The sequence below is a fragment of the Streptomyces capitiformicae genome, assembly GCF_002214185.1.
Taxonomy (GTDB): Bacteria; Actinomycetota; Actinomycetes; order Streptomycetales; family Streptomycetaceae; genus Streptomyces; species Streptomyces capitiformicae.
The window spans coordinates 8,619,098-8,643,537 of sequence record NZ_CP022161.1 but is presented as its reverse complement, the minus strand read 5'-3'; the positions used below and the strand labels follow the sequence as shown (position 1 = coordinate 8,643,537).

Genomic DNA, 24,440 nt, shown 5'->3' with positions numbered 1-24,440 from the left:
AGGTCCCTCCTCCACGTCGCGTCGTCCTCCCAAAGGTTCTGCCCAGACCACGCCTCGCACTCACGTTTCCCGGGGGCGTGCGCCGTCGTTGGGCCGCACGTGAACCACGCACAGACGCACGCGCGCCGCGCCGGTGCCGCGCTGACCGCCGTACTGACCTGGGCCGGCCTGCTGGCCTCAGCCGCGGGCTGCACCGCCGGCTCACCTCTGACCAGCGGAAAGGCACCCGACGACACGATCCGGGTCACACCGGAGGACGGCAGCAAGGGCGTGCGCCCGGAGCAGCGCTTCGAAGTCCGGGTGCCCAGCGGGCGCCTGGAGTCGGTCAAGGTCGTGAAGTCCCAGGACGCCCAGGAGTCACCCGTACCGGGCCGCCTGTCCGCCGACGGGCTGACCTGGCGCCCCACCGGCTCACAGAAGCTCGCGCTGGCCGCCGAGTACACCGTCGACGCGGTCGCGTTGGACGGCCACGGCCGCCGCTCGGCACGGCATGTCACCTTCACGACGTACGTCCCCGAGGAGCGCTTCGTCGCGTACGTCACCCCCGAGAACCGCGCCACCGTCGGCACCGGGATGATCGTCTCCCTGGGGTTCAACCGGGACATCGAGGACCGTGCGGCCGTCGAACGCGCCGTCGACATCACCGCGCGGCCCGCCGTCGAGGTCCGCCCGCACTGGTTCGGCGGGAACCGCCTGGACTTCCGCCCCGAGCACTACTGGACGCCCGGCACCGAGGTCACCGTCGGCCTGCGGCTACGGGACGTGGAGGGCGCGCCCGGCGTCTACGGCCAGCAGTACAAGACGTTCTCCTTCACCATCGGCCGCCACCAGGCCAGTCTCGTCGACGCGGCCCGGCACACCATGCGCGTCGAGCGCGGCGACGGCGTGCTCGCCACGCTGCCCATCACGGCCGGGGCGCCCAGGACGACGACGTACAACGGGAAGATGGTCGTCACCGAGATGCTCGAAGTGACCCGGATGAACGGCGCCACCGTCGGCTTCAAGAAGGCGAACGGCAAAGGTGAGTACGACATCCCGGACGTCCCGCACGCCATGCGCCTGACCACCTCCGGCACCTTCCTGCACGGCAACTACTGGGCCCAGGACGTCTTCGGCAGGGCCAACGTCAGCCACGGCTGCGTCGGTCTGCGCGATGTGAAGGGCGGCAGTTCGCAGACCCCGGCGGGCTGGTTCTTCGACCGCAGCCTCGTCGGCGATGTCGTCGAGGTGGTCAACAGCAACGACAAAACGGTCGCTCCCGACAACGGACTCGGCGGGTGGAACATGGGTTGGAAGGAATGGAAAGCGGGTGCTGCGGTGAAGTAGACCGACATGGTCCAAGTTGGGACTGAACAGTGACATTCCCCAAGGTCAATCCAAGCCGACCATCTGGTTAATGTACGTGCGTACGCGCACGTCGCGCGTAGGGGGCGGGCCTGATCAGGCCGTGCGAGGGGAGACTGGAAGTTGAACGGGCGACCGATATCGGGGGCGTCGGTTGGTGCGCGGACTCGGGGAAGCAAGGGGCTACTGGCGCTGGTGCTCGGCCTGATGCTGCTCGCCGTCACCGCGTGCAGCGGAAGCGGAGCTTCGGGCTCCGGCAGTGACAAGGCGAAGGGCTCGGACAAGAGCGCGTCCGACAAGGCGGCCACCAAGGCTTCGGAAGCGGTGGTCTCCATCGCCCCGAAGAACGGTGCCGACTCCGTGGCCACCAGTGGCGCCCTCAAGGTCACCGCCGCCAAGGGCAAGTTGACCGAGGTCACGGTCGAGAACGACAAGGGCGAGAAGATAGCCGGGGAGATAGCGAGTGACGGCGCCAGTTGGACGCCGTCCATCCACCTCAACTCGGCCACCGAGTACAAGGTGCACGCCGTCGCGAAGGACTCCGAGGGGCGTGAGGCGGCCGAGGACTCGACCTTCACCACCCTCACCCCGAAGGACACGTTCGTCGGCATCTTCACTCCCGAGGACGGTTCCAAGGTCGGCGTCGGCATGCCGTTCTCGATCCGCTTCACCCGCGGCATCACGGACCCCGAGGCCGTCGAGAAGGCCATCACCATCAAGACCGAGCCGGCCGTCGAGGTCGCGGGCCACTGGTTCGGCAACGACCGCCTCGACTTCCGCCCCGAGAAGTACTGGAAGGCCGGTACGAAGGTCACCGTCGACCTCAACCTCGACGGCGTCGAGGGCCGCGACGGCGTCTACGGTGAGCAGAACAAGAAGATCTCCTTCACCATCGGCCGCAGCCAGGTCTCCACGGTCGACGTCAAGAAGCTCACGATGAAGGTCGCCCGCGACGGCAAGGTCATCAAGACCATCCCCGTCACCACCGGTAAGCCCGGCATGGAGACCTGGAACGGCCAGATGGTCATCAGCGAGCGCCTCCGCGTGACCCGGATGAACGGCGAGACGGTCGGCTACGGCGGCGAGTACGACATCAAGGACGTCCCGGACGCGATGCGTCTGACCACCTCCGGCACCTTCATCCACGGCAACTACTGGGGCGGCGGCGCCTTCGGCAACTACAACGCCAGCCACGGCTGCATCGGCCTGCGCGACACCCGCGGCGGCTACGACCGCGGCGCGCCGGGCGCGTGGTTCTTCGACAGCTCGATGGTCGGTGACGTGGTGGTCGTCAAGAACTCCAACGACCGCGTCGTGGACCCGGACAACGGTCTCAACGGCTGGAACATGTCGTGGGACAAGTGGAAGGCGTGAACGCCTCCGCTTGAGTACAGCTGAGTCGCGCGACTTCCGCGTACGGCCCCGGTGTGACGCACTGCACCGGGGCCGTGCCGTTAGTCCCCGTTAACCTGCCTCCATGACTGTGCATCTTGAAGTGGCCGAAGGTGTTGGCACCATCCGCCTGGACCGCCCGCCCATGAACGCCCTGGACAAGGCCATGCAGGACGGCCTCAAGGACGCGGCCGAGGAGGCCACGCACCGCGACGACGTACGGGCGGTCGTCGTCCATGGCGGCGAGAAGGTGTTCGCGGCCGGCGCGGACATCAAGGAGATGCTGGGCATGGACCACGCGGCGATGATCGCGTGGTCCCGGCCCCTGCAGGAATCCTTCACCGCCGTGGCCCGTATCCCCAAGCCGGTCGTCGCCGCCGTCACCGGCTATGCGCTGGGCGGCGGTTGCGAGCTCGCCCTGTGCGCGGACTACCGCATCGCCGCCGAGAACGCGAAGCTCGGCCAGCCGGAGATCCAGCTCGGGCTGATCCCGGGCGCGGGCGGCACCCAGCGGCTGTCGCGCCTCATCGGCCCCTCCAAGGCCAAGGACCTGATCTTCACCGGCCGTATGGTCAAGGCGGACGAGGCGCTCGCCCTCGGTCTGGTGGACCGGGTCGTCCCGGCCGACGAGGTCTACACGCAGGCCCACGCCTGGGCCGCCAAGCTGGCCCAGGGCCCGGCGATCGCGCTGCGCGCCGCCAAGGAGTCGATCGACGCGGGTCTTGAGACCGACCTGGAGACCGGACTCGCGATCGAGCGGAACTGGTTCTCGGCGCTGTTCGCCACGGAGGACCGCGAGCGCGGGATGCGGAGCTTCGTGCAGGAGGGGCCGGGCAAGGCGAAGTTCCTCTGATCCACTGGCAGTTGACGCGATGTCCTCCTCGCGTCGCGTTACCCGTTCCCCCGAAGGGGCGGTTTGTCCGAGCCTTGAAGCAGCCTTAAGGCATCCTTGCCCAAGGCTCGTTCCGTCGACCCGAGTTCAGCTGGTTCGCGCAGCTCAGGTATGTTGTCGCGGGGTGTGGAATGCCTCCGGCATATGTCATGCGAAACCCCCGGAATGGTTGGTTCCGGGGGTTGTATTCCTGCGGAACGGCCCCGAACCGCGCTCCGGGCGGCCATGATGGGGGCATGGCGGGGCTGGAGGGTATCGAACAGCCGCGGCGGCACGCGAGTGCGACCGCGGCGCGTTGGTCGCCTGCGATCGAGGACGAACGGGCGCTGAAGGCACTGGAGTTGTTCGGCAACCCCACGGAGGCGGAGGTCCCGCTGCCGTCCCGCCCCGAGTCCGCGGCCACCGCCCGGCGTCTCGCCCAGGTCGTCGTACTCCGCCACTGGGGGCTGTCGCCCAAGCTCGCCGAGGACACGGTGTTACTCGTCTCCGAGCTCGTCGGCAACGCCGTACGGCACACCGGGGCGAGGGTGTTCGGACTGCGGATGAAGCGGCGGCGGGGGTGGATCCGGGTCGAGGTGCGGGATCCCTCGCGTGGGCTGCCCTGTCTGATACCGGTGCAGGAGATGGACATCAGCGGGCGGGGGCTGTTCCTCGTGGACAAGCTGTCGGACCGGTGGGGCGTCGATCTGTTACCGCGCGGGAAGACGACGTGGTTCGAGATGAGGGTCGCGGACCGGTAGGCCGCCGGTTGGCCGTACGTCATCGGTTCGTCGTACGTCACCGGTTCGCACTCGGTCTCTTCGCGCGCCCCTCCGTCAATCGGGCCAATCGCCAGGTTTTCCGGCAAGCCTCTCTATAAATGGTGCGCGTGACGACGCCCTCTCTCCTCATCCCGCGCGCCCCCGGGCAGCGCGTCCTCGTGCGGCGTGCCCTCCTCGCGGCCGCCCTCCTCTCCGCCGTGGCGGCCTGCGGCACCGAGGCCAAGGAACAGGCCGAGCGGACCCGAGCCTCCCAGGCCGCGGTGAAGGCCGCGGAGGCCGCCGAAGCCGCCGAGCGGAAGAAGAAGCAGCGGCCGGCGGTGCAGGGCCTGCACGGCATGCCGCCCGTGCTCGATCCCAAGGACGTCTACGCCGCCGACCGGCCGGGCAAGCTCTCCCCGGTCGTCAAGGACTTCCCGTCCCGGGTCTACGTCCCCAACACCGAGTCCGACACCGTCTCCGTCATCGACCCGAAGACGTACGAGATCATCGAGACCATCCCGGTGGGCCGCCAGCCCCAGCACGTCGTGCCCTCCTGGGACCTGAAGACCCTGTGGGTCAACAACAACCGCGGCCACACCCTCACCCCCATCGACCCGAGGACGGGGAAGGCGGGCAAGCCGGTCGAGGTGCACGACCCGTACAACCTGTACTTCACCCCGAACGGCAAGTACGCCGTGGTCATGGCCTCCCTCGACCGCGAACTCGTCTTCCGCGACCCGCACACCATGAAGCGCGTCAGGACCGAGCCGGTCACCTGCTACGGCGTCAACCACGCCGACTTCTCCCTCGACGGCAGGTACTTCATCGTGTCGTGCGAGTTCAGCGGCGAGTTGCTCAAGGTCGACACGGAGAAGATGAAGGTCGTCGGGCAGCAGAAACTGCCCTTCGACGGAGCCATGCCGCAGGACGTGAAGATCTCGCCGGACGGCAAGCGGTTCTACATCGCCGACATGATGGCCGACGGCATGTGGGTCCTCGACGGCGACAAGTTCGACACACCGACGCTGCTGCCCACCGGCAAGGGCGCCCACGGCCTGTACGTCGGCCGCGACTCCCGCGAGATGTACGTCTCCAACCGGGGCGAGGGCTCCGTCTCCGTCTTCGACTTCACCAAGAACAAGCTCACCAAGAAGTGGCACCTCCCCGACGGCGGCAGCCCCGACATGGGCGGCGTCTCCGCCGACGGCAAGGTCCTGTGGCTCTCCGGCCGGTACGACTCCGAGGTGTACGCCATCGACACCCGCAGCGGGGAGCAGCTCGCCCGCATCCCCGTCGGCAGCGGCCCGCACGGCCTCGCGGTGTACCCGCAGCCCGGCCGCTACTCGCTCGGCCACACGGGCATCTTCCGCTGACGTGTCCGCCGACGTAAAGCCACATGGGTGACACGCCGTCGTACGGGTGACGGTCCCCGGCCCGGTCGCACGCCACCGAGATCGTGCTCTTCATGATCACAACTCGTCTGCGGCGCCGGGCCGTCGCCGTCGCCCTCTCCCTGTCCGCCGTCCTCGCGACCTCCGCCGCGACCGTTCCGGCACAGCCGACCGCCAGAGCGGCGGCGCCCGCCTGCCCCCGGTTCGACGATCCCGTCAAGGCCGCCGCCGACCGCCGCGTCGACGTGGACCGCATCACCCCCGACCCGGTCTGGCGCAAGACCTGCGGCACGCTCTACCGCGCCGACGGCCGCGGCCCGGAGATCGTCTTCAACGAGGGGTTCCTCCCGAAGGACGTCATCAACGGCCAGTACGACATCGAGAAGTACGTCCTGGTCAACCAGCCCTCCCCGTACGTCTCCACGACGTACGACCACGACCTGTACAAGACGTGGTGGAAGTCCGGCTACAACTACTACATCGACGCCCCCGGCGGCATCGACGTCAACAAGACCATCGGCGACACCCACAAGTGGGCCGAACAGGTCGAGGTCGCCTTCCCCGGCGGCATCCACCGGAAGTACATCATCGGCGTCTGCCCGGTGAACAAGGCGACCAAGGTCGAGATCATGAGCGGCTGCCAGAGCAACCCGCACTACGAGGCCTGGCACTGAGTAGCGCCTCCGCCCCCACCGGCAGATAACCCGCCGCCTGGAACGCCCGCGTACTGCGGGCGTTCCCCGGCGCCACCTGCGCCCACAGCGGCTCCGTGACGAGATGCCGGGCGGCGGTCACGAGCAGCCGCCCCAGCCCCCGGTGCCGTACGTCGTCATCGACCTCGACCGAGACCTCCAGGCGTCCACCGATCCCACGCCCCGTCACGAGCACCCCGCCCTCCGTGGTCCACGCGCGCACCTCGTCGCGGCGTCCGCGGGCGTACACGACGCGGGGATGGCCGGCGTCCTCGATCTCCTTCAGCGGCAGCGGCGGCCCTCCCGGCAGCGGGGAGCCGACCAGCATCGTGTCGATCGTCTCGGTCCCGCGCCCCGTCCGCTCCATGAACGCGGCCAGGAACCGCGGGTTCATGGTCGCGGCCAGCGCGTCGCAGTCGACGGCGCGCAGGGTGTCGTACACCCAGTCCGGATCCTCGTCCGTGAAGACGATGGAGTGCGCGGTGAACGCGAGGACCCCGGCGTCGCGGTGGCAGTGCTGGGGGACCACGGTCGTACCGCCGTCCGCCGGCGGGAAGACACCCCGGGCCGCCGCGTCCAGAATGTCCCGCAAGGTCTCCATCATCGAACTCCTCCACCGTACTTGGGGAGTTCTCCCCTTGAGTCTCCACCCACTGGAAGGCCCAGACTCGCAGACATGCTGAGTTCTCTGAGGGGGCACCCCCCAGACCCCCCGAAGAACGGCACCGGCCTTTTCACTATCGGGCAGCTCGCCCGTGGCTCCGGTCTGTCCGCCCGTACCATCCGCTACTGGTCCGACGAGGGCGTCCTGCACCCCGTCACCCGCAGCGCGGGCGGCTACCGGCTGTACGACGCCGAGTCCGTGGCCCGGCTCGAACTCATCCGCACCCTGCGGGAGCTGGGCCTCGGCCTGGACCAGGTACGCCGGGTGCTCGCGGGTGAGACGACTGTCGCGGAAGTGGCGGCCGCGCATGTGGTGGCGCTGGACGCGCGGATCCGGGCCCTGAAGGTGACGAGGGCGGTGTTGTCGACCGTGGCACGACGCGGCTCGACCGCGGAGGAGATGACGCTGATGAACAAGCTGGCGCGACTGTCCGCCGCCGAACGAGGGCGGATCATCGACGACTTCATGGAAGAGACCTTCGGGGGCCTGGACACCGCCGACCCCGACATCCGGACCCGGCTGCGGTTCAGCATGGCCGATCTGCCGGAGGACCCCACGCCGGAGCAGGTGGACGCGTGGGTGGAGTTGGCCGAGCTGATCCAGGACCCCGGGTTCCGGGCGCGGATGCGCAGGACGGTCGAGTTCAACGCGGCGGACCGGGGGCCGGACGTGGCGGCGGGCACCTCCCTGTGGTTCATGAGCCGCCTGGTGCAGCTCGCGGGGGAGGCGCTGCGGGAGGGCGTCGACCCCGCCTCGCCCGCCGCTGAGGAGATCCTGACCGGGCTGCTCGGCGACGCCGACCGGGCCGACCTGCTGGAACGCGTCACGTCGGCGGCCCACGCCGAGCTGGCCCGGTTCCGGGAACTGGCCTCGCGGGTGCGGGGCGTGGAGCCGCTCTCGGCGCACACCGAGGAGTTCGCGTGGGTGGTCGCCGCACTGGGCGCTCGTGTGGCCGGTTAATCTGACCTGCGTCAGTAGGACTGTCGGCAGGACTGCCTGGAAGAGGCAGGGCACCAAGAAGGGGCGGATCGGTGGCGGACATCGAGACAGCGCGCAAGGAGTTCCAGCGGATCGACGCGGACGGTGACGGGTTCATCACCGCCGCCGAGTTCAAGACCGCCCTGGCCCAGGAGGGCGACTGGAACGTCACCGAGTCTGTGGCGGAGGTCATCATCCGCATCCGCGACCTCAACGGCGACAAGCTCCTGTCGTTCGACGAGTTCTGGGCCCACCTGAGCAAGTGAGCCGCAGGTGACAGGGGCGCCCCCACCGCGCGAGGCGGGGGGCGCCCCTTTCGGCATGTGAGGGCCGGAATAGGGGACGGGAATCCGAGGGTGAGGCGGACAGGTGCATGCATGTGCATGCACCTGTAGTGCGAGTGAACCCCTGGAACTCCGCAATGGCGAAGGACGGCCTGAAATGAAGATCGGCATCATCGGCGCGGGCAACATCGGCGGCAACCTCACCCGGCGGCTCACCGCCCTCGGTCATGACGTCTCGGTCGCCAACTCCCGAGGCCCGCACACACTCACCGCGCTGGCCGAGGAGACGGGCGCGACCCCGGTCCCGGTCGAGGACGCGGCGCGTGGCGCGGAGGTCGTGGTGGTCACGATCCCCCTGAAGGCAGTCCCGGACCTGCCGTCCGGCCTGTTCGACGAGGCGGCGGACGGCGTCGCCGTCATCGACACCGGCAACTACTACCCCCGGCAGCGCGACGGCAGGATCGCCGCCATCGAGGACGACGGCCTCACCGAGAGCCGCTGGACCGAACGTCACTTGGGCCATCCTGTCATCAAGGCCTTCAACGGCACCTACGCTCAGGACATCCTCGACCGCCCCCGCCCCGCCGACGACCCCGACCGCATCGCTCTCCCGGTCGCCGGCGACGACGAGGCGGCCAAGTCGAAGATCCGCTCCCTCATCGACGAACTCGGCTTCGACACCGTTGACGCCGGCGGCCTCGACGACTCCTGGCGCCAGCAGCCCGACACCCCCGTCTACGGCCTCCGGGGCGGCGTCGAGGCCGTGACCAAGGCCCTGGCCGAGGCCTCACCGGAGCGCAAGCCGGAGTTCCGGGGCTAGGGCGGCCAGGAAACCCGCGGCCCCGTCACTCCGACGCCAGGCGGGCGTGCAGCAGTGCCGCTCGGCTGAGTTCGGTGCCCGGAGGGTGCTCCACGTTGAAGAGGGTGACGAGGCCGCGTGGGGCCGACGCCCATTGTTCTCCGAATCTGGGACAGCCCGCAGATCATCGAGGAGCAGGGACGTCACGTACGCGAACTCGGTGGGGAGGCTGGCCCATCCGTCGCGCGGGCATGCCGGTCAGCGGGTCGACGTGGCGTCCTCGTGCAGGGCGGAGCGCGACGCCGCGGCGTTGATCTATTCTCACGTGCGGTGACCCTTCAGGACCCGGCCCACGACTTGAGCGCGGCCTTGCTGGTGAAGTCCGCCGCGTTCTTGTCGATCGGGTTGTCCGTGTACTGGTGGAAGCGCCACCTGGCCTTGATGCGGGGCTTGCCGGCGGTGACGTAGTCGGCTATCCACAGGCCGTCTCCCGCGTAGGACGTGGAGTCGATGGTCAGCCAGTAGTTGCGGTTGCAGTAGAGGATCACCCGGTGCTTCGGGCGCAATTCCTTGACCTTGCGGATGAAGCGGTCTTTCTCGGCGTTGGTGGCGTGGGTGCCCTCGCCGGTCGTCTCCCAGTCGACGGCGAGGATGTCGCCCGCCTTCTCCGGGGCCTTGGCGACGAAGTGCTCGGCCTGGGCGGTCAGGTTCCCGGGCCACAGGAAGTGGTAGAAGCCGACGACCAGGCCGACGTCGCGGGCGGTCTTGGTCTGGGCGGTGAGTTTGGGGTTGGTGTAGGTGCGGCCCTCCGTGGCCTTGATGAAGACGAAGGAGAGGCCGGTGGTGTCGTAGGAGGAGGACTGGTAGGAGCTGACGTCTATGCCGCGCAGCATGAGGTCTCCGGGAGCGTGGGGGGGCAGACGGAGGGCGGGGGCGGTGATGGTGACGCCGGATCGGCGGACCACGTGGGCGGGCGGTGGGGGTGACGTATGTGTACTTCGCGTCCGCCACGGAGAGGGGGGTGGCCCGCGCGGGCCGCTGCCACGACAGCGGTGCCGTCCGGCCTTCCTGCCACAGTCCCACCCGTCCCTCGCACGTTCCCAATGCCCACCCTGGAAGGGAGTTGGACTCGTCATGAGGAGGGACGGGCGGATGCCGCAGGCCGGTTCTAGGTGTTGCTGTTCGAGCGGCCGAAGAACTCGATTTCGGCGATGGCCACCTGCTTCTTGGCGTCGGCGCCGTATGCGGAGCGGAGGATGAAGCGGACGGCGGTGACGTCGCCGACGCGGAACTTGCGGCGCTGACCGCCGGCGCCCTGGTCGAGGGTGATGATCTTGGTGGAGGTGGAGCCGTCGGCGGCGGTGATCCTCGCCTCGATGCGGTGCGGGAGGGCCGACTCGGTGAGTTGGTCCACCTTGGTCGAGACGCCGGGCGTGATGATCACGTCCAGCAGCCTTGTCGGCTGGTCGAACCGGGCCTCCAGCCACTCGCCTTCGCCGGACTGCGTGACGCCCGGGCCCCACCACGTGTTGCTGCGCTTGTCGAAGGCGAGCTTCGCGTCGTGGGCGGGGTACGAGCGGGACGCCTTGAAGGTGTCCGGGGCGACCGGGGCGCGCTTGGCGAAGTGGTCGCGGGTCGCCTGGTAGCCGTCGTCGGCGTAGAAGGCGAGGGTGACGATCAGGGCGATCACGAGGGCGCCGACCACCCAGTTCAGGATCCGGCCGAAGCCGCGGCGCAGGCGGGGGCGATCGCCCGCCCACGGGGTCTCCGTGTTGCGGCCGTTCAGCATCCGGCGCCACCACGGCAGCCGTCCCGGTGCCTCCGCGCGGCCGGCCATCGGCATGGCGCAACGCGCGCAGAAGTGCCGGTCCGGCCGGGTGGGTGTGCCACACCATGGGCAGGGCACGCCGCCCTCCGTGCCGAACTCCGGGCCAGGGGTACGGACTTGGGGCCGCTGCACCTCGGGGCGGCCCGGCAGCACGGGCGCGACGGCCGGCTCCGGGGCGGTGCGGGGTTCGGGGTCGGCGACGGGGACGAGGAGGGACCTGGCCCGGTCGGCGGGGTCCGGGACGGGGGTGGGGGCGGCTGCCGGCAGGGGGTTGGTGGGGGCCTCGTCCTCGGTCTCGTGGTGGGGGGACGGGGGTGCGGCGGCGGTGGGGGCCGCGGCTGTGGTCGCGGGTGCTGTTGTGGGTGCCGTGTCCGTATCCGTATCCGTGTCCGGGCGGGCTGCTGTGGCGGGCTCTGGGGCGGAGGGGTCGGCGACGGGGGTTCCGGACCAGCCGAGTACCGCGCCGCAGGCGTCGCAGAAGGACTGGCCGGGCTCCCCGCGGGTTCCGCATTCGGCGCAGCTCTCGGCCCGGCCGGTTTCGGGGGTCTGGCTGGTCATTGCTCGGGGATCCTTTCGGCGGCGGTCACCTGGACCGTGTAGGGCATGTGGGCGGGGCGGGCGGCGGCCACGAGGGTGTCCAGGCGGTGTTCGTCCGCGGGGGTGGGGTCGGGCAGGCGCAGGGCGACGTGGAGGCGGGGGCGGTGTTCGCCGGGGACCGGGCCGAGAGGGCGGGCGTCCCAGGAGGCGGCGCCGCTCTCGGTGATCTCCGGGGTCACGCCGAACACCAGGCGTACGGCCTCGGACAGGCCGCGCCGGGTGCCCCGTACACGGTGCAGGTGCGCTGCGGCGGCGACGGCGGCGCGCAGGCGGGCCTCCGGTTCCGTGCCGTCGGTTTCGGCGCCGACCCAGCCGGCGAGCCACTGGGTGAAGTCGACGGGGGCGAGGGACGGGGTGAAGTAGGAGTCCAGGCAGTCGAGGACGGAGAGGATGGGCGCGAGTATGTCGTCCAGGCCTCCGACGAAGCGTTGGGCGAGGTCGTCGTCGGCGAATACGGCGGGGAGCATGTGGCCTATGGGGGCGGAGGAGCCGAGGCCGTCTATGGAGCCTCTCATCGACGGCCTCGCGGCATGTCTGGCCGGTGGCCTTGGGAGGCCGGTGCTTCACAGGCGCCCGGCGCTGCAGGCTGTGCCCACCCGTTCCGCCCTGCGGAACGATTGCCCACAGCGGGAACAGCGGGAACAGCGGGCCTCACTGTTTGTCCCCGATCACTCGCACCCTGTGGTCGAAGGAGAAGACCAGGGACGGAGGGGCGAGGTCGATGCGGTTGGTCGCCTCGCCCCGTTTGCCCGTCAGGGGGTCCGCCGGGTGGAGTTGGACCTCGTCCACCAACTCCACGCCGGGGACGCGTTGGAGGACGGCGAAGACCTCACCGGACTGGACAGGGCGGCCGAAGGGCCAGCCTCGGCCGTCGGCGCCGCCCGTCAGCGGGTCGAGGTGGCGGTAGAGGGCGTCGTGGGCCTGGCGGCGGACCCGGTCGGTGTCGACGCCGCGGAAGGCGTGCAGGGTGGCGACGACGGTGACGCCCTGGTAGAAGGGCGGGCCGACGGCCAGCCGGGTGCCGATCAGGCGGCGTTCGTCGAGGTGGCGGGTAATGCGGTGCAGCAGGGCGTCGCCGGGCACCAGTTGCTCGAAGCGGAGGCGGCCGCCGGGGTCGGGTACGGCCTGGGGGACCACCAACACCCGCACCGCGTACGCCCCGTGCTCGCCCTCGTCGCCCTCCAGGCAGGTGATGCGGGCCGTCTCGGGGGCGGCGCGGCGGGCGAGTTCCTCGTAGTCGCGCAGGGTCACCGCACGCTCCTGGGCCCGCAGGGTGATGGGTGCCCGGACCTTCGCCTCCTCCACGGTCTCGGCGTCGACGCCGCCGCGCGCGGCCTCGCGGTTGACGACCTCGGAGACGTACGGGACGGATGTGCGCAGGACCTGTACGGCGCCCCGGGCCACGTTGCCGGCCCGGCCGCCGCCGGTGCGGTAGCGGCGGGCGCGGATGACGGCGCCCTTCGGGGCTACGGCCCCGTACTGGCGCAGGGTGCCGTCCGGTTCCCGTACCGCCGGGCCGAAGGCGATCTCGCCGGTGGCGGCGTCGAGGGTGATGTGCCGGTCGTACGGGGCGGACGCGGCGAAATTGGGCACGACCTCCCAGTCGGCCCAGCCGTCGTGCTCGGCGGTCTGGAGCAGCACGGGAGGGGTGTCGCCCACGACCGGGAAGTGGGCCAGACGCAGGCGCTGACCGGGCAGGCCCGTGGACTCGCCGAGCGCCTCGTCGTACACGGTCTCGGCGTGTACGACACCGGTGGTGCCGCCGATGGTGAAGGCCTCGGCGGCGCGGACGGTCGGCGAGGTGGTGTAGAAGGGCTGGCCGGCGAGGGGTTCGGTGACCCGGCAGCGGAGCCAGCCGGCCTCCTGGCCGCCGGTGCGGGAGAGGGTGTGGCCGCCGGGGACGTGCAGGATCACCTCGCCGGGGCGGTTGAGGCCACCGGTGCCGTCGCGGTCGACCTCGCACGTGGTCCAGCCGTCCTCGGTCCACGCCTCCCAGACCAGCGGCGGCTGCCGCGGGTCCACGCCGACGCCGTCGACCCGGCTGTCCAGCTCCAGCGCGACCGCGCAGTGCGGTACGGCCACGCTCAGACCGAACAGCATGCAGTCGCCGGGCCGCGGGGCCTCCGCGAAGCACATCAGGTCCTTGCCCTCGGCGAGGTCGGTGGTCCGGTCGCTGACCGGCTCACCGCTGAGCTGCACCACCAGGTTCCGCAACTCGCAGGGGACGACGGTCAGTTCGCGCTCCGTGGCGAAGACGACCGCCTCCTCGCTCTCCGTGCGCACGGTCGCGACCTCCGTGCCGACGGGGAGCAGGATCGGCTCCTCCTGCGGCGCGGAGAGCCAGAACGTGACGTCCGTGCGCGCGGCCGAGGGCGGGAACAGGGTGATGCCGACCAGGTCCAGGAAGGCCAGGTGGTTCTTCTCGGGGACCCGGTTGAGGCGGTAGACGATCTGGTCCGCCATGTGCGCGACCGTCTCGACGAGCGTGACGCCCGGGTCGGAGACGTTGTGGTCGGTCCACTCCGGGGCGCGCTGCTGGATGTAGCGCTTGGCGTCGTCGACGAACTGCTGGAAGCGGCGGTCGTCGAGGTTCGGGGAGGGCAGGGCCATCAGCGGTCGCTTTCGGAAGCCGTACCCGTGGAGTCCGGGGAGTCCGGATCGTCGTGGGACGGGATGACGTAGAACGGGAAGACCAGGCTGCGCGGGTTGTTGGTGCCGCGGATCGCGTAGCGGACGTCGATGAAGAGGACGCCCTGATCGGCGCCCGCGGTCACCTCGACGTCGCTCACCTCGATCCGCGGTTCCCAGCGGTCGAGGCTCGTGTACACCTCGTGCTGGATACGGCCCGCGGTGGCCTCGTTGACCGGCGCGAACACCAGATCGTGGATGGCGCAGCCGAACTCGGGGCGCATCGGCCGCTCGCCCGGCGCGGTGGCCAGGATCAGCCGGATCGCCTCCTCGATCTCGCGCTCTCCACTGACCAGGGCGATGCCCCCGGTCGGCCCGATCCGCAGCGGGAACGCCCAACCGGACCCGACGAACTGCTCGGCCATCGTGGGCCGCCCTCCTTCCTGAAGTACGTGAGTAGCTGATGGGCAGTAGCTGGTGGGCTCTCGGCCGTCACCCGAACGGATACTTGACCGTGTTGACGAAGAACCCGCCGAAGATGTCGACCTTGACGGCCTTGAGGCCCAGATTGCCCACGGCGTTGATCTGCACGGTCCCGGCCGCGTTGAGCGTGGCCGCGCCCGACGCGCTGAGGTTGAGCGCGCCCATCGCGCTCACGTTGACGACGCCGGCGAGCGATCTGAGGCTGACCAGCCCCTGCCCCTGGAGGTTGAGCGGGCCGCCGCTCCTGATGGTCACGGCCCGCCGCGCGCTCAGCGTCAGATCCGTACCGGCCTGTACGGACACCGAGGTGCCGCCGGTGATACTGACGGCGCCCTTGCTGTCGATGGTGATCTCGGTCTTCGTACGGTCCAGGTTGATGATCAGCCTGTCGTTGCCGGTGGCGAGCCGTACGCCCTGTTTGCGCAGTCCGGTCTGCTGGCTGAGCAGGTCGACGCGGTTGCCCTCCCGGTCGGACAGGGTGTGCCGGATCGCCTTCTTCTTGACCGGGTCGTGCAGCCACACGTCCTTCACGACGGTCGGCTTGTCGACGCCGTTGTAGAGGCCGCCGATGACGAACGGATGGTCGAGGGCGCCCCGGTCGAAGGCGACGAGCACCTCGTCGCCGACGTCCAGCGGGAAGATGCCGCCGCCGCCCTTGCCTCCCATCTGCACCGTCCGGGTCCAGTCGCTGACGTACGTGTCGTCCAGCCACGGGAACTGGAGCTTCACCCGGCCCTGCTTCAGCGGATCCTGTACGTCGGTGACGAGGGCGTTGGCCACACTGGGCAGCCGGGGGGCCGCCGTACCGCCACCCGACGTCAGCCCGAACAGGGAGCGCCACTGCCGGCCGGTGACGTTCACCCAGGTCTCGTAGTGGCTGCCGTCGCCGAAGACGTGCCGTACGGAGGTGCAGGTGTACTTGCCCTCGAACGGGGCGCCCACCTCGGTGAGCGTCACCGGCACACCGGGGCGCAGCTTGGGATTACCGCGCACCGTCACCTCCAGCTCGGCGAAGGCGGAGGTGATGTCGTCGGCGAGGGAGCCGGCGGCGTGTGTGACCTCGCTCTGGAGGTCGTACGGGGTGTCCGTCTCGACCAGCTTGGCGGCCTTGAACGCGCCCGCCGCCTTCTGCGGGGTGGTCCCGATGGAGATACCGGGGTTGGCGTTCGCCGGGGTCGTCGCGGTGAGCTTCTTCTTCGTCGTGACGTTCCAGCCGCGCGCCTCGACCTTGCCCACCTGGTCGGCGGCGGTGACGGCGGCCCGGCAGCGCAGAATGTCGACACCGGCCTGGAGCACGAAGGGGCTCTTCTCGCCGGGGGTGCTCGTCGGGGGCGCGCCGGACGCCGGCTTCGGCTTGACGAACTGGAACTTCCCCTCGGCGTCCAGCGACATCACCATCTCGTTCTCGTCGGCGAGCCGCGCCAGGAAGTCCCAGTCCGTCACATTGGACTGGGAGATGAAGTCGTAGACCGTCTTGGTGGACTGCACCTGTCCGACCGGGATGCCGTTCATCGAGGCCAGCTTGCGGGCGATGTCGGCGGCCGTCTGATTGCGGTACGCCGCCACCCTGCGCACCCGCATCAGCCGGTGCCCCGGGTCGTAGCCCCGCACGACGGTGAAGGTGCCGGTGCCGTCGTAGTCGGTCTCCATGCCGGTGACCTCGCCGGTGAGCAGCGGGGAGCCGACGCCCTGCCCGTCGGCGACGGGGGCGATGACGACCTTGGTGCCGAACCTGACGTTCAGTTTGCCGAGCAGCAGCCCGTGCGGGTCCCGGAAGGTGAGCCGGAACGCGCCCGGCACCCCGGCCCCGAGATCGACCCAGCCGCCGACCAGCAGATCGGCGTACTCGGTCGGCAGTTTCGCGCCGTCGAGGGTGACATGGATGACGTTGGAGAAGGACGGCTTCACCATCAGTGGCCCACCTCCTCGGCCGCCGGGAGGACGAGTTCGATGCCGGTGGGCAGCCGCGTGGGGTCGTCGATGCCGTTGGCCTCCGCGATCGCCCGCCACGCGGCCGCGTTCCCGTACTCCCGCCACGCCAGCGACTGCAGCGAGTCGCCCGCGACGACCCGGTGCACACTCCGCGCCGTGAGCGCGCCCGACGTCGGGTTCTGCCCCTTGGTCGTGCTCGGGATCTCGTGCAGCGTCATCCGACAGGTGGCCCGGATCGGCACACCCGTCGTCCCGAACAGCGAGTACGTGACGTCCACGGAGCTGACGTACGCCGTGAAACGGGCCGTCGAGAACGACCCCCACTGGAACACCACCCAGGGCGGCGACGGCTGCTTCGCGGCGAGGCTCTTGGCCGTCACCTCACAGCACGACAACAGGGACTCCACCTTCTTCAGCACCGTGGTGCCGCTCGGCTTGTCGGAGGAGTCGAGGAAGATCTCGACGTTCATCTCCCGCGGCTCGGGCCCCATGAACTCCGGCAGCGCGCCGTCGCGTACGGCCGCGCTGGTCGTGGTCTTCCACTGGGCGCGCCGGCTCAGCGTCAACTGGCTCGGATTGAACTCGAAGTTGAACGTCTTCATCAGCCCGCCCGGCGTCGTGCTCGTCCCGACCGGCGGCTCGTGAATGGCCAGCGTGGCCCGCACGAGACTCTTGCCCGCGCCGCCCCTGCTTCCCTTCGCCATGTCCTGTCCCCGCTCCTCAGTCCGTGAACCCGTGGTGCGTGATCTCCAGGACCTCCGTCGCCACGCCCGGGTTCTCCGGGTCCAGGGACGGCCCCTGCCAGCTCACCGGCAGCACGTCGATCAGCCCCCAGTGCGCCACCTCCGAGCCGTCCGCGCGAAGCGCCGCGATCTGGGCCGTCGGCCGCTTCACGCCCGTCGCCACGGAGGAGATCCACGCCGCGACCTTCGCCGTGTCCGGCGTCAGCGGCCTCGTCAGCCGGATGTTCGAGAACGTCACACGCGACGGGAGCTGCCAGACGAACCCGTTGTTCCCGCCCTCCTGGCGGTGCTCGATCTCCACCGTCGACGACAGCCCTTCACACCCGTTGAAGTAACCGAGGCTCTCGCCGTCGATCGTCAGCGTGAAGAAGATGGTGGAGCCCGGGTCGAGATCGCGGGGCATCGGGGAGGGCCTTTCTGCGGACGGGGGTGGTGCGGGGTGGTCCCCTGCTGGGACCGGGTGTCAGTGGCGGGGGTCGCGGAGTTTGCCGATTCGTTCGCGGTCGAGACGTAGTTCGGTGCGGACGAGGCGGGTGACGCGGCCGATGAGCTTGTGTGTCAGTTCGTCGAGCTGGAAGTCGGTGAGGGATCGGGGGTCGAACTGCGGGTCGGGGGGCGGGGTGGTCGTGGTCGTCGTGGTCGTCGTGGTGGGGGTGGTGGGGGTGGGGGTGGGGCCTTTGGGCGTGGGGGTGGGGGCGGGCCGGAGGGGGGGTGCCGGGGCTCGCTGGATGGGTGTGGGTGTGGGAGCGGATGCGGATGCGGGGGTGACTGGGGGTGCCTGGGGGGTGGTGGGTGGTGGTTTGGGGGTGTTGGGGAGTCGGCGGTGGGCGACTTTTGTGACGGGGGATGGGGTCGAGGGTGGGTTCTGCGGTTGCGTGGGTTTGGCGGCCGCGATGCGTTGTACGGCGTGCGGGGCGGCCGTTGGTGAGGGGCGGCGCAGAGGGACGGCCGCTGGGGGTGCCTCACGTCGGGTGGTGGTGGGGAGGGCCGAGGTGAGGGCGCGGGTCGGGGTCAGTGGGCGCACCGCCGCCTTGGTGATGGGTGCGGGCGCGGAGGGGGAGGGCGTGGCTCGCTGTACGGTCGGGGGTGTCAGGGGGACGGCCGGTGTGGTTGCGGGTGCGGGAGTTGTGGGGGGCTGAAGGGCGGCCGGACCGGGGGCAGGCTTCGCCGTTCCCTGGTGCGGTGTTGTCGCTCGCGGTACGGGAGGGAGTACGGCGGGGCTCGACGTGCCGGGAGCGGTTTTGCCGGAGAGGGGCTTCGCGTCCTGGGGCGGGGTGGAGAGGGGGGCGCCGAGAAGGGGGCGCTGACGTGGGGTGGTGGCGCGTTGTGCCGTGGGAGCCGTGGGAGCCGTGGGAGCCGTGGGAGCCGTGGGAGCCGTGGGAGCCGTGGGAGCCGTGGGAGCCGGGTGGTGCGATGGGGTGGTCGCCCGGCCGGTCGGCTCGGTGGAGGGAGGCGAGGCGGTGGGTGGAGCCGCCGGGGTTGGGCGTGTCGCCGCGGCACCGGTGGGCGGCACGTTTCCCGAGGTCGGCGCGCCGAGGCCCAGGCGCCTCGGGTTGCGGGAGGTGCTTCGCTGCACGGGGGCTGTGCTGGGCAGGGGCGGTGTGGTGACGGGGGTGTTGGGGGCAGCCTGAATCGGCCGGGCGACAGGTGAGCTCTCGGCGGCGGTCGTGGTCGGGATGGCGGGGGTTGGGGGATTACCGATGCCGGTGTTGGCGCTGCCTGTTCCGCCGGTGTTGGTGGCTGTGCCGACGGCGTGGGTCGGTGCGTTGCTGGGGTCCGTGGTAGCTCGTTGGATGCCAACCACCGCATCACCGGTGCCGGTTGGTGCGCCACTGGGTGCCGTCGTAGCGCGGCCGCCTGTCGCCGCGCCTGGACCGGTTGCCGGTATGCCGTGACTGTCCGCCGGCCCACCGGTGCCGGTCGGCGTTCCGGACGGACCGACCGGCGTTACGGAGGGCGCGGCTGCCGTACGGCCGGGACCGGCCGCCGCCCGCTGGACGTCGACCGTTCCGCCGGTGGTGCCGGTGGTGCCGGTCACCGTAGGAACGGGGGCACTCACCGTCCTGCGGGAGCCGGAGCCCGTGGTGCTGGTCGGTGTGCTGCCGGGGTTGGCCGTTGCCCGCTGGATGCCGAGTGCCGAGTTGTCCGGGCTGGTCGGTCTCGTCGGCCTCGCCGCAGGGCGACCCGGTGTTGAACCGGGGCCCGTCGTCGGGTCGGCGGCATCAGCCGTCGTGGGGCCACGCTCGACCGTCGTCGGTCGGACGTGGCCTGTCGCGTTGTTCGGGGTGATCGGCGCGCTGTCGGGGGCGTCCTCAGCCCTGTGTCGACCGGTCGATGTTCCGGTGGCGCCGACAGCGGTCGCGTCGGGGGTGGTCGCCGTACGGCCGGGTCCGGTCGTCGCTCGTTGGACACCGACGTCGGTTCGGCCGGGGGCGACGGGGGTGCCGTCGGGATTCGTGACCGGGCCGTTGGGCGCGGCCGTTGTTCGGGCGGAGGCGGAGGCGGAGGCCGTACGGCCGGGTCCTTTCGTCGCCGCTCGTCGGACGCTGATCTCTGCCCGGCTGGGGGCGACAGGGATGTTCTCAGGAGCCGTGACCGCGCCGCTTGGCCCCGTCGCCGGGTCGGCGCGGTCGGCCGCCGCAGGATCAGGTCCCGGTGTTGTCGCGCGTTGGACGTCGGTCTCCGCCAGGCTGGGCGCGAGGGGGCCGCTCTCCGGGCCGGTCGCGGTTCCGGCGGGGCCGGCTGCCGCTCGGCTACGGTCGGTCGCCGCCCGTTGGACGTCGGTCCCCGCGCGGCTCACGCCGGCCGCCGTACCGCCGGGTGCGGTGCGCATACGACTGCCGGAGGCCAGGCCGCCGGAGCCGCTCGGCCGGGGGCTGCCGGAAGCGGACGAGGCGCCCACCGGGTTGTTCCCCGTGACTGGGGCGCCGTTCCCCGAGGCGTCGGTACGGCTGGCCGCCCCCGCGCGGGGCGCCGCCCCGCGCGGGTCGGCAGAGCCGCCGCTGGACGGACTCGTGCCGGCCGAACTCGCCCTGGCATCGGCCGAGCCCGCCGACGCCGTCCGCCCCGGCGCGACACCACTCGACGCCGTACCGCCGGACACCTCACTCCCTCGTGCCGTGCCGCCCCACGCCGTGCTGCCGGACGTCGTGCCGCCCCACGCCGTGCTGCCGGACGTCGTGCTGCCCGACGCTGTGCTGCTGGATGCTGTGCTGCCCGATGCTGTGCTGCCCGATGCTGTGCTGCTGGACGCTGTGCCGCCCGACGCCGTGCTGCTGGATGCCATACCGCCTGATGCCGCACCGCCCGGTGCCATGCCGCCGGACGTCGTACCGCCTGATGCCGCACCGCCCGGTGTCCTGCCGCCGGACGTCGTACCGCCCGCTGCCGCCTGCCCCGACACCCCAGTGACCGCGGAAGCCTGCGGACTCGCCGTCGGCAGCGTTCGGCGCTGCACGGCAGGTGCGGCAGGTGCCCTGGTCAGGGGGGTCGGACGAGGGGCGCGCGGTGGTACGGGAGTCAGTCGGGGGCCGGTCGGGCGGGAGCCGGTGACCTGGTACGGGGCGCGCTGGACCGGCAGCGCGTCGCCGTGCATGCCCGCGGCCGGGGTCTCGAAGTCGTCGCTCGCCACCGGGAGGGTGCGCGCGGGGAGTTCGAGGCCGGAGACGGGTGTCGTCGACGTGGTGAGGACGTCCTTGACCAGCCCGCCCGGCGCTCCCGGCAGCACGGCGTGGGACAGGGTTCCGGTGAAGGACGGGTTCTGCCAGGTGGCCAACCGCCCACTGAACCCGGCGTCCGCGACAACGGCCCGCCCGTCCAGGGCCCGCTGAATCGGAGCGAGCCCCTCCCAGCCACCGACCGAAGCCCCCCGGCCGCCGGAGAGGGCCCCGCTCACCTGGGAATCTCCGGCAGCGGAAGCCGCCACGGCCCCGGCAGCCGTACCCGAGCCACCGCCTGCACCTGAGCCCACCCCGGCGCCCGAACCGGCCCTGGCATCCGAGCCTGCCTCAGCTCTGGAGTCGGCTCCGGCGCCCGAACCGGCCCCGGCACCCCCGTCGTCCGCACCCCGGCGTCCGGCCGGGCCGGCGCCGCGTAGGCGGTTGAAGAAACCCATGTCAGGCCTCCGGCCCGGACCGGGTCACGAGGGACGCGATCTGTTCGGTGTAGCGGCGGCGGTCGTGGTGTTCGAGGTCGAGGATCTCCTCCAGGCTCCAGTGGAAGTGGTAGGCGACGTACGCGATCTCCTCGTGCAGCCGGTCGGTCGCGTACGTCACGATTCCCCCAGGCGGCTCCCGCCGAGTTCGACCTCGAAGGGCTCGGAGCAGTGCGGGCACTCCACAGCGGCACGGGTGTGACCCTCGGCGTTGACCTGGCGGTAGAAGTCCTGCAGGAACGCGAGGTCGGAGGCGAACATGTTCTCCACGATCCCGTCGTGGACCATCGGCAGGTTGCCGAGGCGGGTGATGACCCGCCCCAGCAGCACGACCGACAGATACGCCGGGTTCTCCTGGACGCGGACGTCGCGGAGCGGGATCAACTCGTCCCGGGCGGTGGCGAGACGCATCACGCCCTCCCGGTGGACGTTCCCCGCCTCGTCGACGTAGCCGCGCGGCAGCTCGAACGGGAACTCCGTCCGCAGCCGCTGCTGCGCCATCGGCGCGGCGGCCGGAGCCGGAGCCGGATCCGGGGCGGGGGAAGGGACGGGGGCCGTCTGCTCCGGCCCCGGACCCGCTACGCCCATGATCGCGCCCGCGCCCGCACTCGCGCCCGCCCGAGCAGCCGTACGCCGCATTACTCGATGACCAGTTCTTCGAAGACGATGGTCACGGTCTCGGTGAGCGCGGAGGCCTCGCCGGCCTTGAGGGTGCTCGCGTCGATCTTGCTGCACCAGGCGTTGCGCATGTTGTACCGCTTCACCGGATTGTTCTGATAATCCATCATGATGATGGATGCGTTCTTGCGGGCCGAGCCCATCTGACCGTTGATGGAGTCGTTGATCCACGTCGTGAACGCGGGCGACTGGGTCATGCCGCGGACCACCGTGCACTGCCCGTTCTTCTGCACACCCGGCAGCAGGTTGACCTCGGGCCGGCCCTGTGCGGAGTTCTGCTGGTACGTGATGACGTCCTGTTCGAGGGTCAGGCCGCTGACCTCCGCGAGGTACTCGACCATCACACCGTCGATCTGGAGGCCGAAATTATGTGAGGTAAGGGCGTCACCCGGCGCGAGACTCATCTGTTCTCTGTCCTTCTAGGGGTTGTGGCGATGGCGTACGAGGGCTGAGAGGGCGCGGAACTGCTACTCCTCCAGCTCCCCGCTGCCGCTGGAGAACTGGGCCAGCCGGAAGATCACGAACTCGGCGGGCTTCACCGGGGCGATGCCGATCTCGCAGATGACCCGGCCGAGGTCGACCGACTCCGGCGGGTTGGTCTCCTCGTCGCACTTGACGTAGTACGCCTCCTCGGGCCGCTGGCCGAAGAGGGCGCCCTGCCGCCACTCGTTGACGAGGAACGCGGAGACGTTGCGCCGGATCCTGGCCCACAGCGCGTGGTCGTTCGGCTCGAACACCACCCACTGGGTGCCGATGAGGATCGACTCCTCCAGGTAGTTGAAGTACCGGCGGATGTTGAGGTAGCGCCAGGCCGGGTCGGAGGACATGGTGCGGGCGCCCCAGACGCGGATGCCGCGGCCCGGGAAGGCGCGGATGCAGTTGACGCCGATGGGGTTGAGGAGGTCCTGCTCGCCCCGGGTGATCTGGAGTTCGAGGTCCACCGCGCCGCGTACGACCTCGTTGGCGGGCGCCTTGTGGACACCGCGCTCGAAGTCGTTGCGGGCCCAGACGCCGGCGACGTGGCCGCTCGGCGGGATCACCCTGGACTGGCCGGAGGCCGGGTCGAAGACCTTGATCCAGGGGTAGTAGAGGGCCGCGTACTTGGAGTCGTAGCCGGCGGTCTCCTGGCGCCAGACGCGGATCTGGCGGGCGTTGAGACCGGGCGGCGGGTCGATGACGGCGACCCGGTCGCCCATCAGCTCGCAGTGCGCGATCAGGCCCAGCTGGACGGCCTTGACGGCCTCCAGGTCGATCGCGCCGCGCTGGTAGGCGGCCATCAGGTCGGGCACGGCGACCATCGAGATCTCGTCCACGGCCTCCAGGCCGCCGAAGCCGGTGCGGTCGGCGGAGTCGCCGAGGTACTCGGCCGGACCGGGGTGGGCCTCGCTCGTCCCGGTGGGGGCGACGGGGGCGGGAGCGGCGGGGGCCGGCAGCGCCACGGTCTGGTTGTCGGGGCGCGCGAGCTGCGCGGCGGGCGTCGCCTCCGTGACGGTGATGAGCTTGGAGCGCTCCTTGACCTGGGTGACGACGTAGTTGCGGCCGCCCTTCTTCGCGGTCACGTCGAACGTCTCCACGGCCTTGTCGCCGTCCTTGACGATCAGCTTGAACCGCTCGGCCGGGCCCTCGCCCTCCGGGTCGGCGACCTCGACGCTCAGCGAACCGCCCGCGATCGCGGTCACGTTGAAGGTGCCCAGCTGCTTGGGCTCGCCCGGCGGCAGCGCCGCCGGCGCGGCCGATCCCGTCACGGCGGCCGGTCCGCCTGCGGCCCCACTCTCGTCGGTGCCGCCGACCCGTACGACGTACGCCGCGCTGCCGCCGTTGTTGAAGAACCCGTACACCGAGTGCGCGAGGTAGTACCCGTCGGTGAACTCGCCGAAGGCCGCGACGTACTGGGACCAGTTGGTCACCAGGGTCGGCTCGTTCAGCGGACCGGTCGGGGCCAGGCCGACGAAGGCCGCCACGGACGTGCCCACACCCTCGATGGGGCGCGAGCCGCTGGCCACCTCCTCGACGTAGACGCCGGGCGACAGGTAGGAAGGCATGCTCTGCGCTCCTCGGGGTACGAGACAGGTCGCCTCCCACCCTCACGCGCGAAGCGCGTGCCTGAAACGTCCTCCGGTACCTGATCGAGGGCATCGCCGTTGCCCCCAGGGGCAGTCCGCCGGGCTCTCTCGCCTCCCGATCCGCCCGTTCTGCCCCCGGAGTTGCCCCCGAGGACCTCC

The 24,440-nt window shown here is 70.8% G+C and carries 24 protein-coding genes; 10 read left to right on the top strand and 14 right to left on the bottom strand.

Going from position 1 to position 24,440, the window contains the following annotated elements; genetic code table 11:
• Positions 1 to 99: 99 nt before the first annotated feature.
• The 6 genes from CES90_RS38965 to CES90_RS38940 all read left to right on the top strand — a co-directional run bounded on the left by CES90_RS38965 (position 100) and on the right by CES90_RS38940 (position 6,433).
• Positions 100 to 1,326, top strand: a complete 1,227-nt coding sequence (locus CES90_RS38965; protein WP_189785788.1) for a L,D-transpeptidase — start codon at positions 100 to 102, stop codon at positions 1,324 to 1,326.
• Between the two features lie 141 nt (positions 1,327 to 1,467).
• Complete coding sequence (locus CES90_RS38960; protein ID WP_189785787.1) at positions 1,468 to 2,718, top strand: L,D-transpeptidase; 1,251 nt, start codon at positions 1,468 to 1,470, stop codon at positions 2,716 to 2,718.
• Positions 2,719 to 2,821: 103 nt separating this feature from the next.
• Positions 2,822 to 3,589: an enoyl-CoA hydratase/isomerase family protein gene (locus CES90_RS38955; RefSeq protein WP_189785786.1), complete on the top strand. Its 768-nt coding sequence runs from the start codon at positions 2,822 to 2,824 to the stop codon at positions 3,587 to 3,589.
• A 170-nt stretch (positions 3,590 to 3,759) separates the two neighbouring features.
• A complete protein-coding gene (locus tag CES90_RS38950; protein ID WP_189785785.1) occupies positions 3,760 to 4,368 on the top strand; it encodes an ATP-binding protein in 609 nt (202 codons plus the stop codon).
• Positions 4,369 to 4,496: 128 nt separating this feature from the next.
• Positions 4,497 to 5,741: a YncE family protein gene (locus tag CES90_RS38945; protein ID WP_229914151.1), complete on the top strand. Its 1,245-nt coding sequence runs from the start codon at positions 4,497 to 4,499 to the stop codon at positions 5,739 to 5,741.
• Positions 5,742 to 5,833: 92 nt separating this feature from the next.
• The gene (locus CES90_RS38940) at positions 5,834 to 6,433 is read left to right on the top strand and encodes an ADP-ribosyltransferase (protein ID WP_189785783.1); all 600 of its coding nucleotides are present in this window, start codon (positions 5,834 to 5,836) and stop codon (positions 6,431 to 6,433) included.
• Here the strand turns inward: CES90_RS38940 and CES90_RS38935 are convergent.
• Positions 6,387 to 7,052: a GNAT family N-acetyltransferase gene (locus tag CES90_RS38935; protein ID WP_189785856.1), complete on the bottom strand. Its 666-nt coding sequence runs from the start codon at positions 7,050 to 7,052 to the stop codon at positions 6,387 to 6,389. The two genes, CES90_RS38940 and CES90_RS38935, sit on opposite strands and share 47 nt — an antisense overlap.
• A gap of 75 nt (positions 7,053 to 7,127) precedes the next feature.
• On the opposite strand from CES90_RS38935, the gene CES90_RS38930 reads away from it, so the two are divergent.
• The 3 genes from CES90_RS38930 to CES90_RS38920 all read left to right on the top strand — a co-directional run bounded on the left by CES90_RS38930 (position 7,128) and on the right by CES90_RS38920 (position 9,197).
• On the top strand, positions 7,128 to 8,075 hold the full coding sequence (locus CES90_RS38930; protein ID WP_189785782.1) for a MerR family transcriptional regulator: 948 nt from the start codon (positions 7,128 to 7,130) through the stop codon (positions 8,073 to 8,075).
• A gap of 71 nt (positions 8,076 to 8,146) precedes the next feature.
• Positions 8,147 to 8,359 (top strand): EF-hand domain-containing protein, encoded by a 213-nt coding sequence (locus CES90_RS38925; RefSeq protein WP_189785781.1) that lies wholly within the window; start codon positions 8,147 to 8,149, stop codon positions 8,357 to 8,359.
• 175 nt (positions 8,360 to 8,534) lie between these two features.
• Positions 8,535 to 9,197 carry an NADPH-dependent F420 reductase gene (locus CES90_RS38920; RefSeq protein WP_189785780.1) on the top strand — a complete coding sequence of 221 codons (663 nt, stop codon included), beginning with the start codon at positions 8,535 to 8,537 and terminating at the stop codon, positions 9,195 to 9,197.
• Positions 9,198 to 9,514: 317 nt separating this feature from the next.
• Here CES90_RS38920 and CES90_RS38915 read toward each other — a convergent pair whose 3' ends face one another.
• The 9 genes from CES90_RS38915 to CES90_RS38875 form a co-directional block, all read right to left on the bottom strand.
• Positions 9,515 to 10,069 carry a glycoside hydrolase family 25 protein gene (locus CES90_RS38915; RefSeq protein WP_189785779.1) on the bottom strand — a complete coding sequence of 185 codons (555 nt, stop codon included), beginning with the start codon at positions 10,067 to 10,069 and terminating at the stop codon, positions 9,515 to 9,517.
• Positions 10,070 to 10,344: 275 nt separating this feature from the next.
• Complete coding sequence (locus CES90_RS38910) at positions 10,345 to 11,562, bottom strand: NADase-type glycan-binding domain-containing protein (protein ID WP_189785778.1); 1,218 nt, start codon at positions 11,560 to 11,562, stop codon at positions 10,345 to 10,347.
• Positions 11,559 to 12,116: a phage tail protein gene (locus CES90_RS38905; RefSeq protein ID WP_189785777.1), complete on the bottom strand. Its 558-nt coding sequence runs from the start codon at positions 12,114 to 12,116 to the stop codon at positions 11,559 to 11,561. Before CES90_RS38905 ends, CES90_RS38910 begins: the two co-directional genes overlap by 4 nt.
• A gap of 136 nt (positions 12,117 to 12,252) precedes the next feature.
• Positions 12,253 to 14,211, bottom strand: coding sequence for a putative baseplate assembly protein (locus CES90_RS38900; RefSeq protein ID WP_189785776.1), 1,959 nt, complete (start codon positions 14,209 to 14,211; stop codon positions 12,253 to 12,255).
• Positions 14,211 to 14,654, bottom strand: coding sequence for a GPW/gp25 family protein (locus tag CES90_RS38895; RefSeq protein ID WP_189785775.1), 444 nt, complete (start codon positions 14,652 to 14,654; stop codon positions 14,211 to 14,213). The genes CES90_RS38900 and CES90_RS38895 overlap by 1 nt, the downstream gene beginning before the upstream one ends.
• Before the next feature lie 67 nt (positions 14,655 to 14,721).
• Positions 14,722 to 16,623 carry a VgrG-related protein gene (locus tag CES90_RS38890; protein ID WP_189785774.1) on the bottom strand — a complete coding sequence of 634 codons (1,902 nt, stop codon included), beginning with the start codon at positions 16,621 to 16,623 and terminating at the stop codon, positions 14,722 to 14,724.
• Positions 16,623 to 17,348: a CIS tube protein gene (locus CES90_RS38885; RefSeq protein WP_189785773.1), complete on the bottom strand. Its 726-nt coding sequence runs from the start codon at positions 17,346 to 17,348 to the stop codon at positions 16,623 to 16,625. The genes CES90_RS38890 and CES90_RS38885 overlap by 1 nt, the downstream gene beginning before the upstream one ends.
• A 16-nt stretch (positions 17,349 to 17,364) precedes the next feature.
• Positions 17,365 to 17,790, bottom strand: a complete 426-nt coding sequence (locus tag CES90_RS38880) for a phage tail protein (protein ID WP_189785772.1) — start codon at positions 17,788 to 17,790, stop codon at positions 17,365 to 17,367.
• A 60-nt stretch (positions 17,791 to 17,850) separates the two neighbouring features.
• Complete coding sequence (locus tag CES90_RS38875; protein ID WP_208921538.1) at positions 17,851 to 18,411, bottom strand: extensin; 561 nt, start codon at positions 18,409 to 18,411, stop codon at positions 17,851 to 17,853.
• An 889-nt stretch (positions 18,412 to 19,300) separates the two neighbouring features.
• On the opposite strand from CES90_RS38875, the gene CES90_RS38870 reads away from it, so the two are divergent.
• Positions 19,301 to 21,217 carry a hypothetical protein gene (locus CES90_RS38870; protein ID WP_189785770.1) on the top strand — a complete coding sequence of 639 codons (1,917 nt, stop codon included), beginning with the start codon at positions 19,301 to 19,303 and terminating at the stop codon, positions 21,215 to 21,217.
• 285 nt (positions 21,218 to 21,502) lie between these two features.
• On the opposite strand, the gene CES90_RS38865 is transcribed toward CES90_RS38870, so the two are convergent.
• The 4 genes from CES90_RS38865 to CES90_RS38850 all read right to left on the bottom strand — a co-directional run bounded on the left by CES90_RS38865 (position 21,503) and on the right by CES90_RS38850 (position 24,260).
• Entirely contained in the window at positions 21,503 to 21,661 is a 159-nt protein-coding gene (locus CES90_RS38865) for a DUF6760 family protein (protein ID WP_189785769.1), read from the bottom strand.
• Complete coding sequence (locus CES90_RS38860; protein ID WP_189785768.1) at positions 21,658 to 22,179, bottom strand: hypothetical protein; 522 nt, start codon at positions 22,177 to 22,179, stop codon at positions 21,658 to 21,660. The genes CES90_RS38865 and CES90_RS38860 overlap by 4 nt, the downstream gene beginning before the upstream one ends.
• Positions 22,179 to 22,622, bottom strand: a complete 444-nt coding sequence (locus CES90_RS38855) for a phage tail protein (RefSeq protein ID WP_149828890.1) — start codon at positions 22,620 to 22,622, stop codon at positions 22,179 to 22,181. Before CES90_RS38855 ends, CES90_RS38860 begins: the two co-directional genes overlap by 1 nt.
• A 63-nt stretch (positions 22,623 to 22,685) precedes the next feature.
• Positions 22,686 to 24,260: a phage tail sheath subtilisin-like domain-containing protein gene (locus CES90_RS38850; RefSeq protein ID WP_189785767.1), complete on the bottom strand. Its 1,575-nt coding sequence runs from the start codon at positions 24,258 to 24,260 to the stop codon at positions 22,686 to 22,688.
• Between the last annotated feature and the right edge of the window lie 180 nt (positions 24,261 to 24,440).

Coding starts and splice junctions, on each gene's coding strand:
- CES90_RS38955 (WP_189785786.1), top strand. CDS start 2,822: ATGACTGTGCATCTTGAAGTGGCCGAAGGTGTTGGCACCATCCGCCTG.
- CES90_RS38950 (WP_189785785.1), top strand. CDS start 3,760: ATGCCTCCGGCATATGTCATGCGAAACCCCCGGAATGGTTGGTTCCGG.
- CES90_RS38940 (WP_189785783.1), top strand. CDS start 5,834: ATGATCACAACTCGTCTGCGGCGCCGGGCCGTCGCCGTCGCCCTCTCC.
- CES90_RS38935 (WP_189785856.1), bottom strand. CDS start 7,052: ATGGAGACCTTGCGGGACATTCTGGACGCGGCGGCCCGGGGTGTCTTC.
- CES90_RS38930 (WP_189785782.1), top strand. CDS start 7,128: ATGCTGAGTTCTCTGAGGGGGCACCCCCCAGACCCCCCGAAGAACGGC.
- CES90_RS38920 (WP_189785780.1), top strand. CDS start 8,535: ATGAAGATCGGCATCATCGGCGCGGGCAACATCGGCGGCAACCTCACC.
- CES90_RS38915 (WP_189785779.1), bottom strand. CDS start 10,069: ATGCTGCGCGGCATAGACGTCAGCTCCTACCAGTCCTCCTCCTACGAC.
- CES90_RS38910 (WP_189785778.1), bottom strand. CDS start 11,562: ATGACCAGCCAGACCCCCGAAACCGGCCGGGCCGAGAGCTGCGCCGAA.
- CES90_RS38905 (WP_189785777.1), bottom strand. CDS start 12,116: ATGAGAGGCTCCATAGACGGCCTCGGCTCCTCCGCCCCCATAGGCCAC.
- CES90_RS38900 (WP_189785776.1), bottom strand. CDS start 14,211: ATGGCCCTGCCCTCCCCGAACCTCGACGACCGCCGCTTCCAGCAGTTC.
- CES90_RS38895 (WP_189785775.1), bottom strand. CDS start 14,654: ATGGCCGAGCAGTTCGTCGGGTCCGGTTGGGCGTTCCCGCTGCGGATC.
- CES90_RS38890 (WP_189785774.1), bottom strand. CDS start 16,623: ATGGTGAAGCCGTCCTTCTCCAACGTCATCCATGTCACCCTCGACGGC.
- CES90_RS38885 (WP_189785773.1), bottom strand. CDS start 17,348: ATGGCGAAGGGAAGCAGGGGCGGCGCGGGCAAGAGTCTCGTGCGGGCC.
- CES90_RS38880 (WP_189785772.1), bottom strand. CDS start 17,790: ATGCCCCGCGATCTCGACCCGGGCTCCACCATCTTCTTCACGCTGACG.
- CES90_RS38860 (WP_189785768.1), bottom strand. CDS start 22,179: ATGCGGCGTACGGCTGCTCGGGCGGGCGCGAGTGCGGGCGCGGGCGCG.
- CES90_RS38855 (WP_149828890.1), bottom strand. CDS start 22,622: ATGAGTCTCGCGCCGGGTGACGCCCTTACCTCACATAATTTCGGCCTC.
- CES90_RS38850 (WP_189785767.1), bottom strand. CDS start 24,260: ATGCCTTCCTACCTGTCGCCCGGCGTCTACGTCGAGGAGGTGGCCAGC.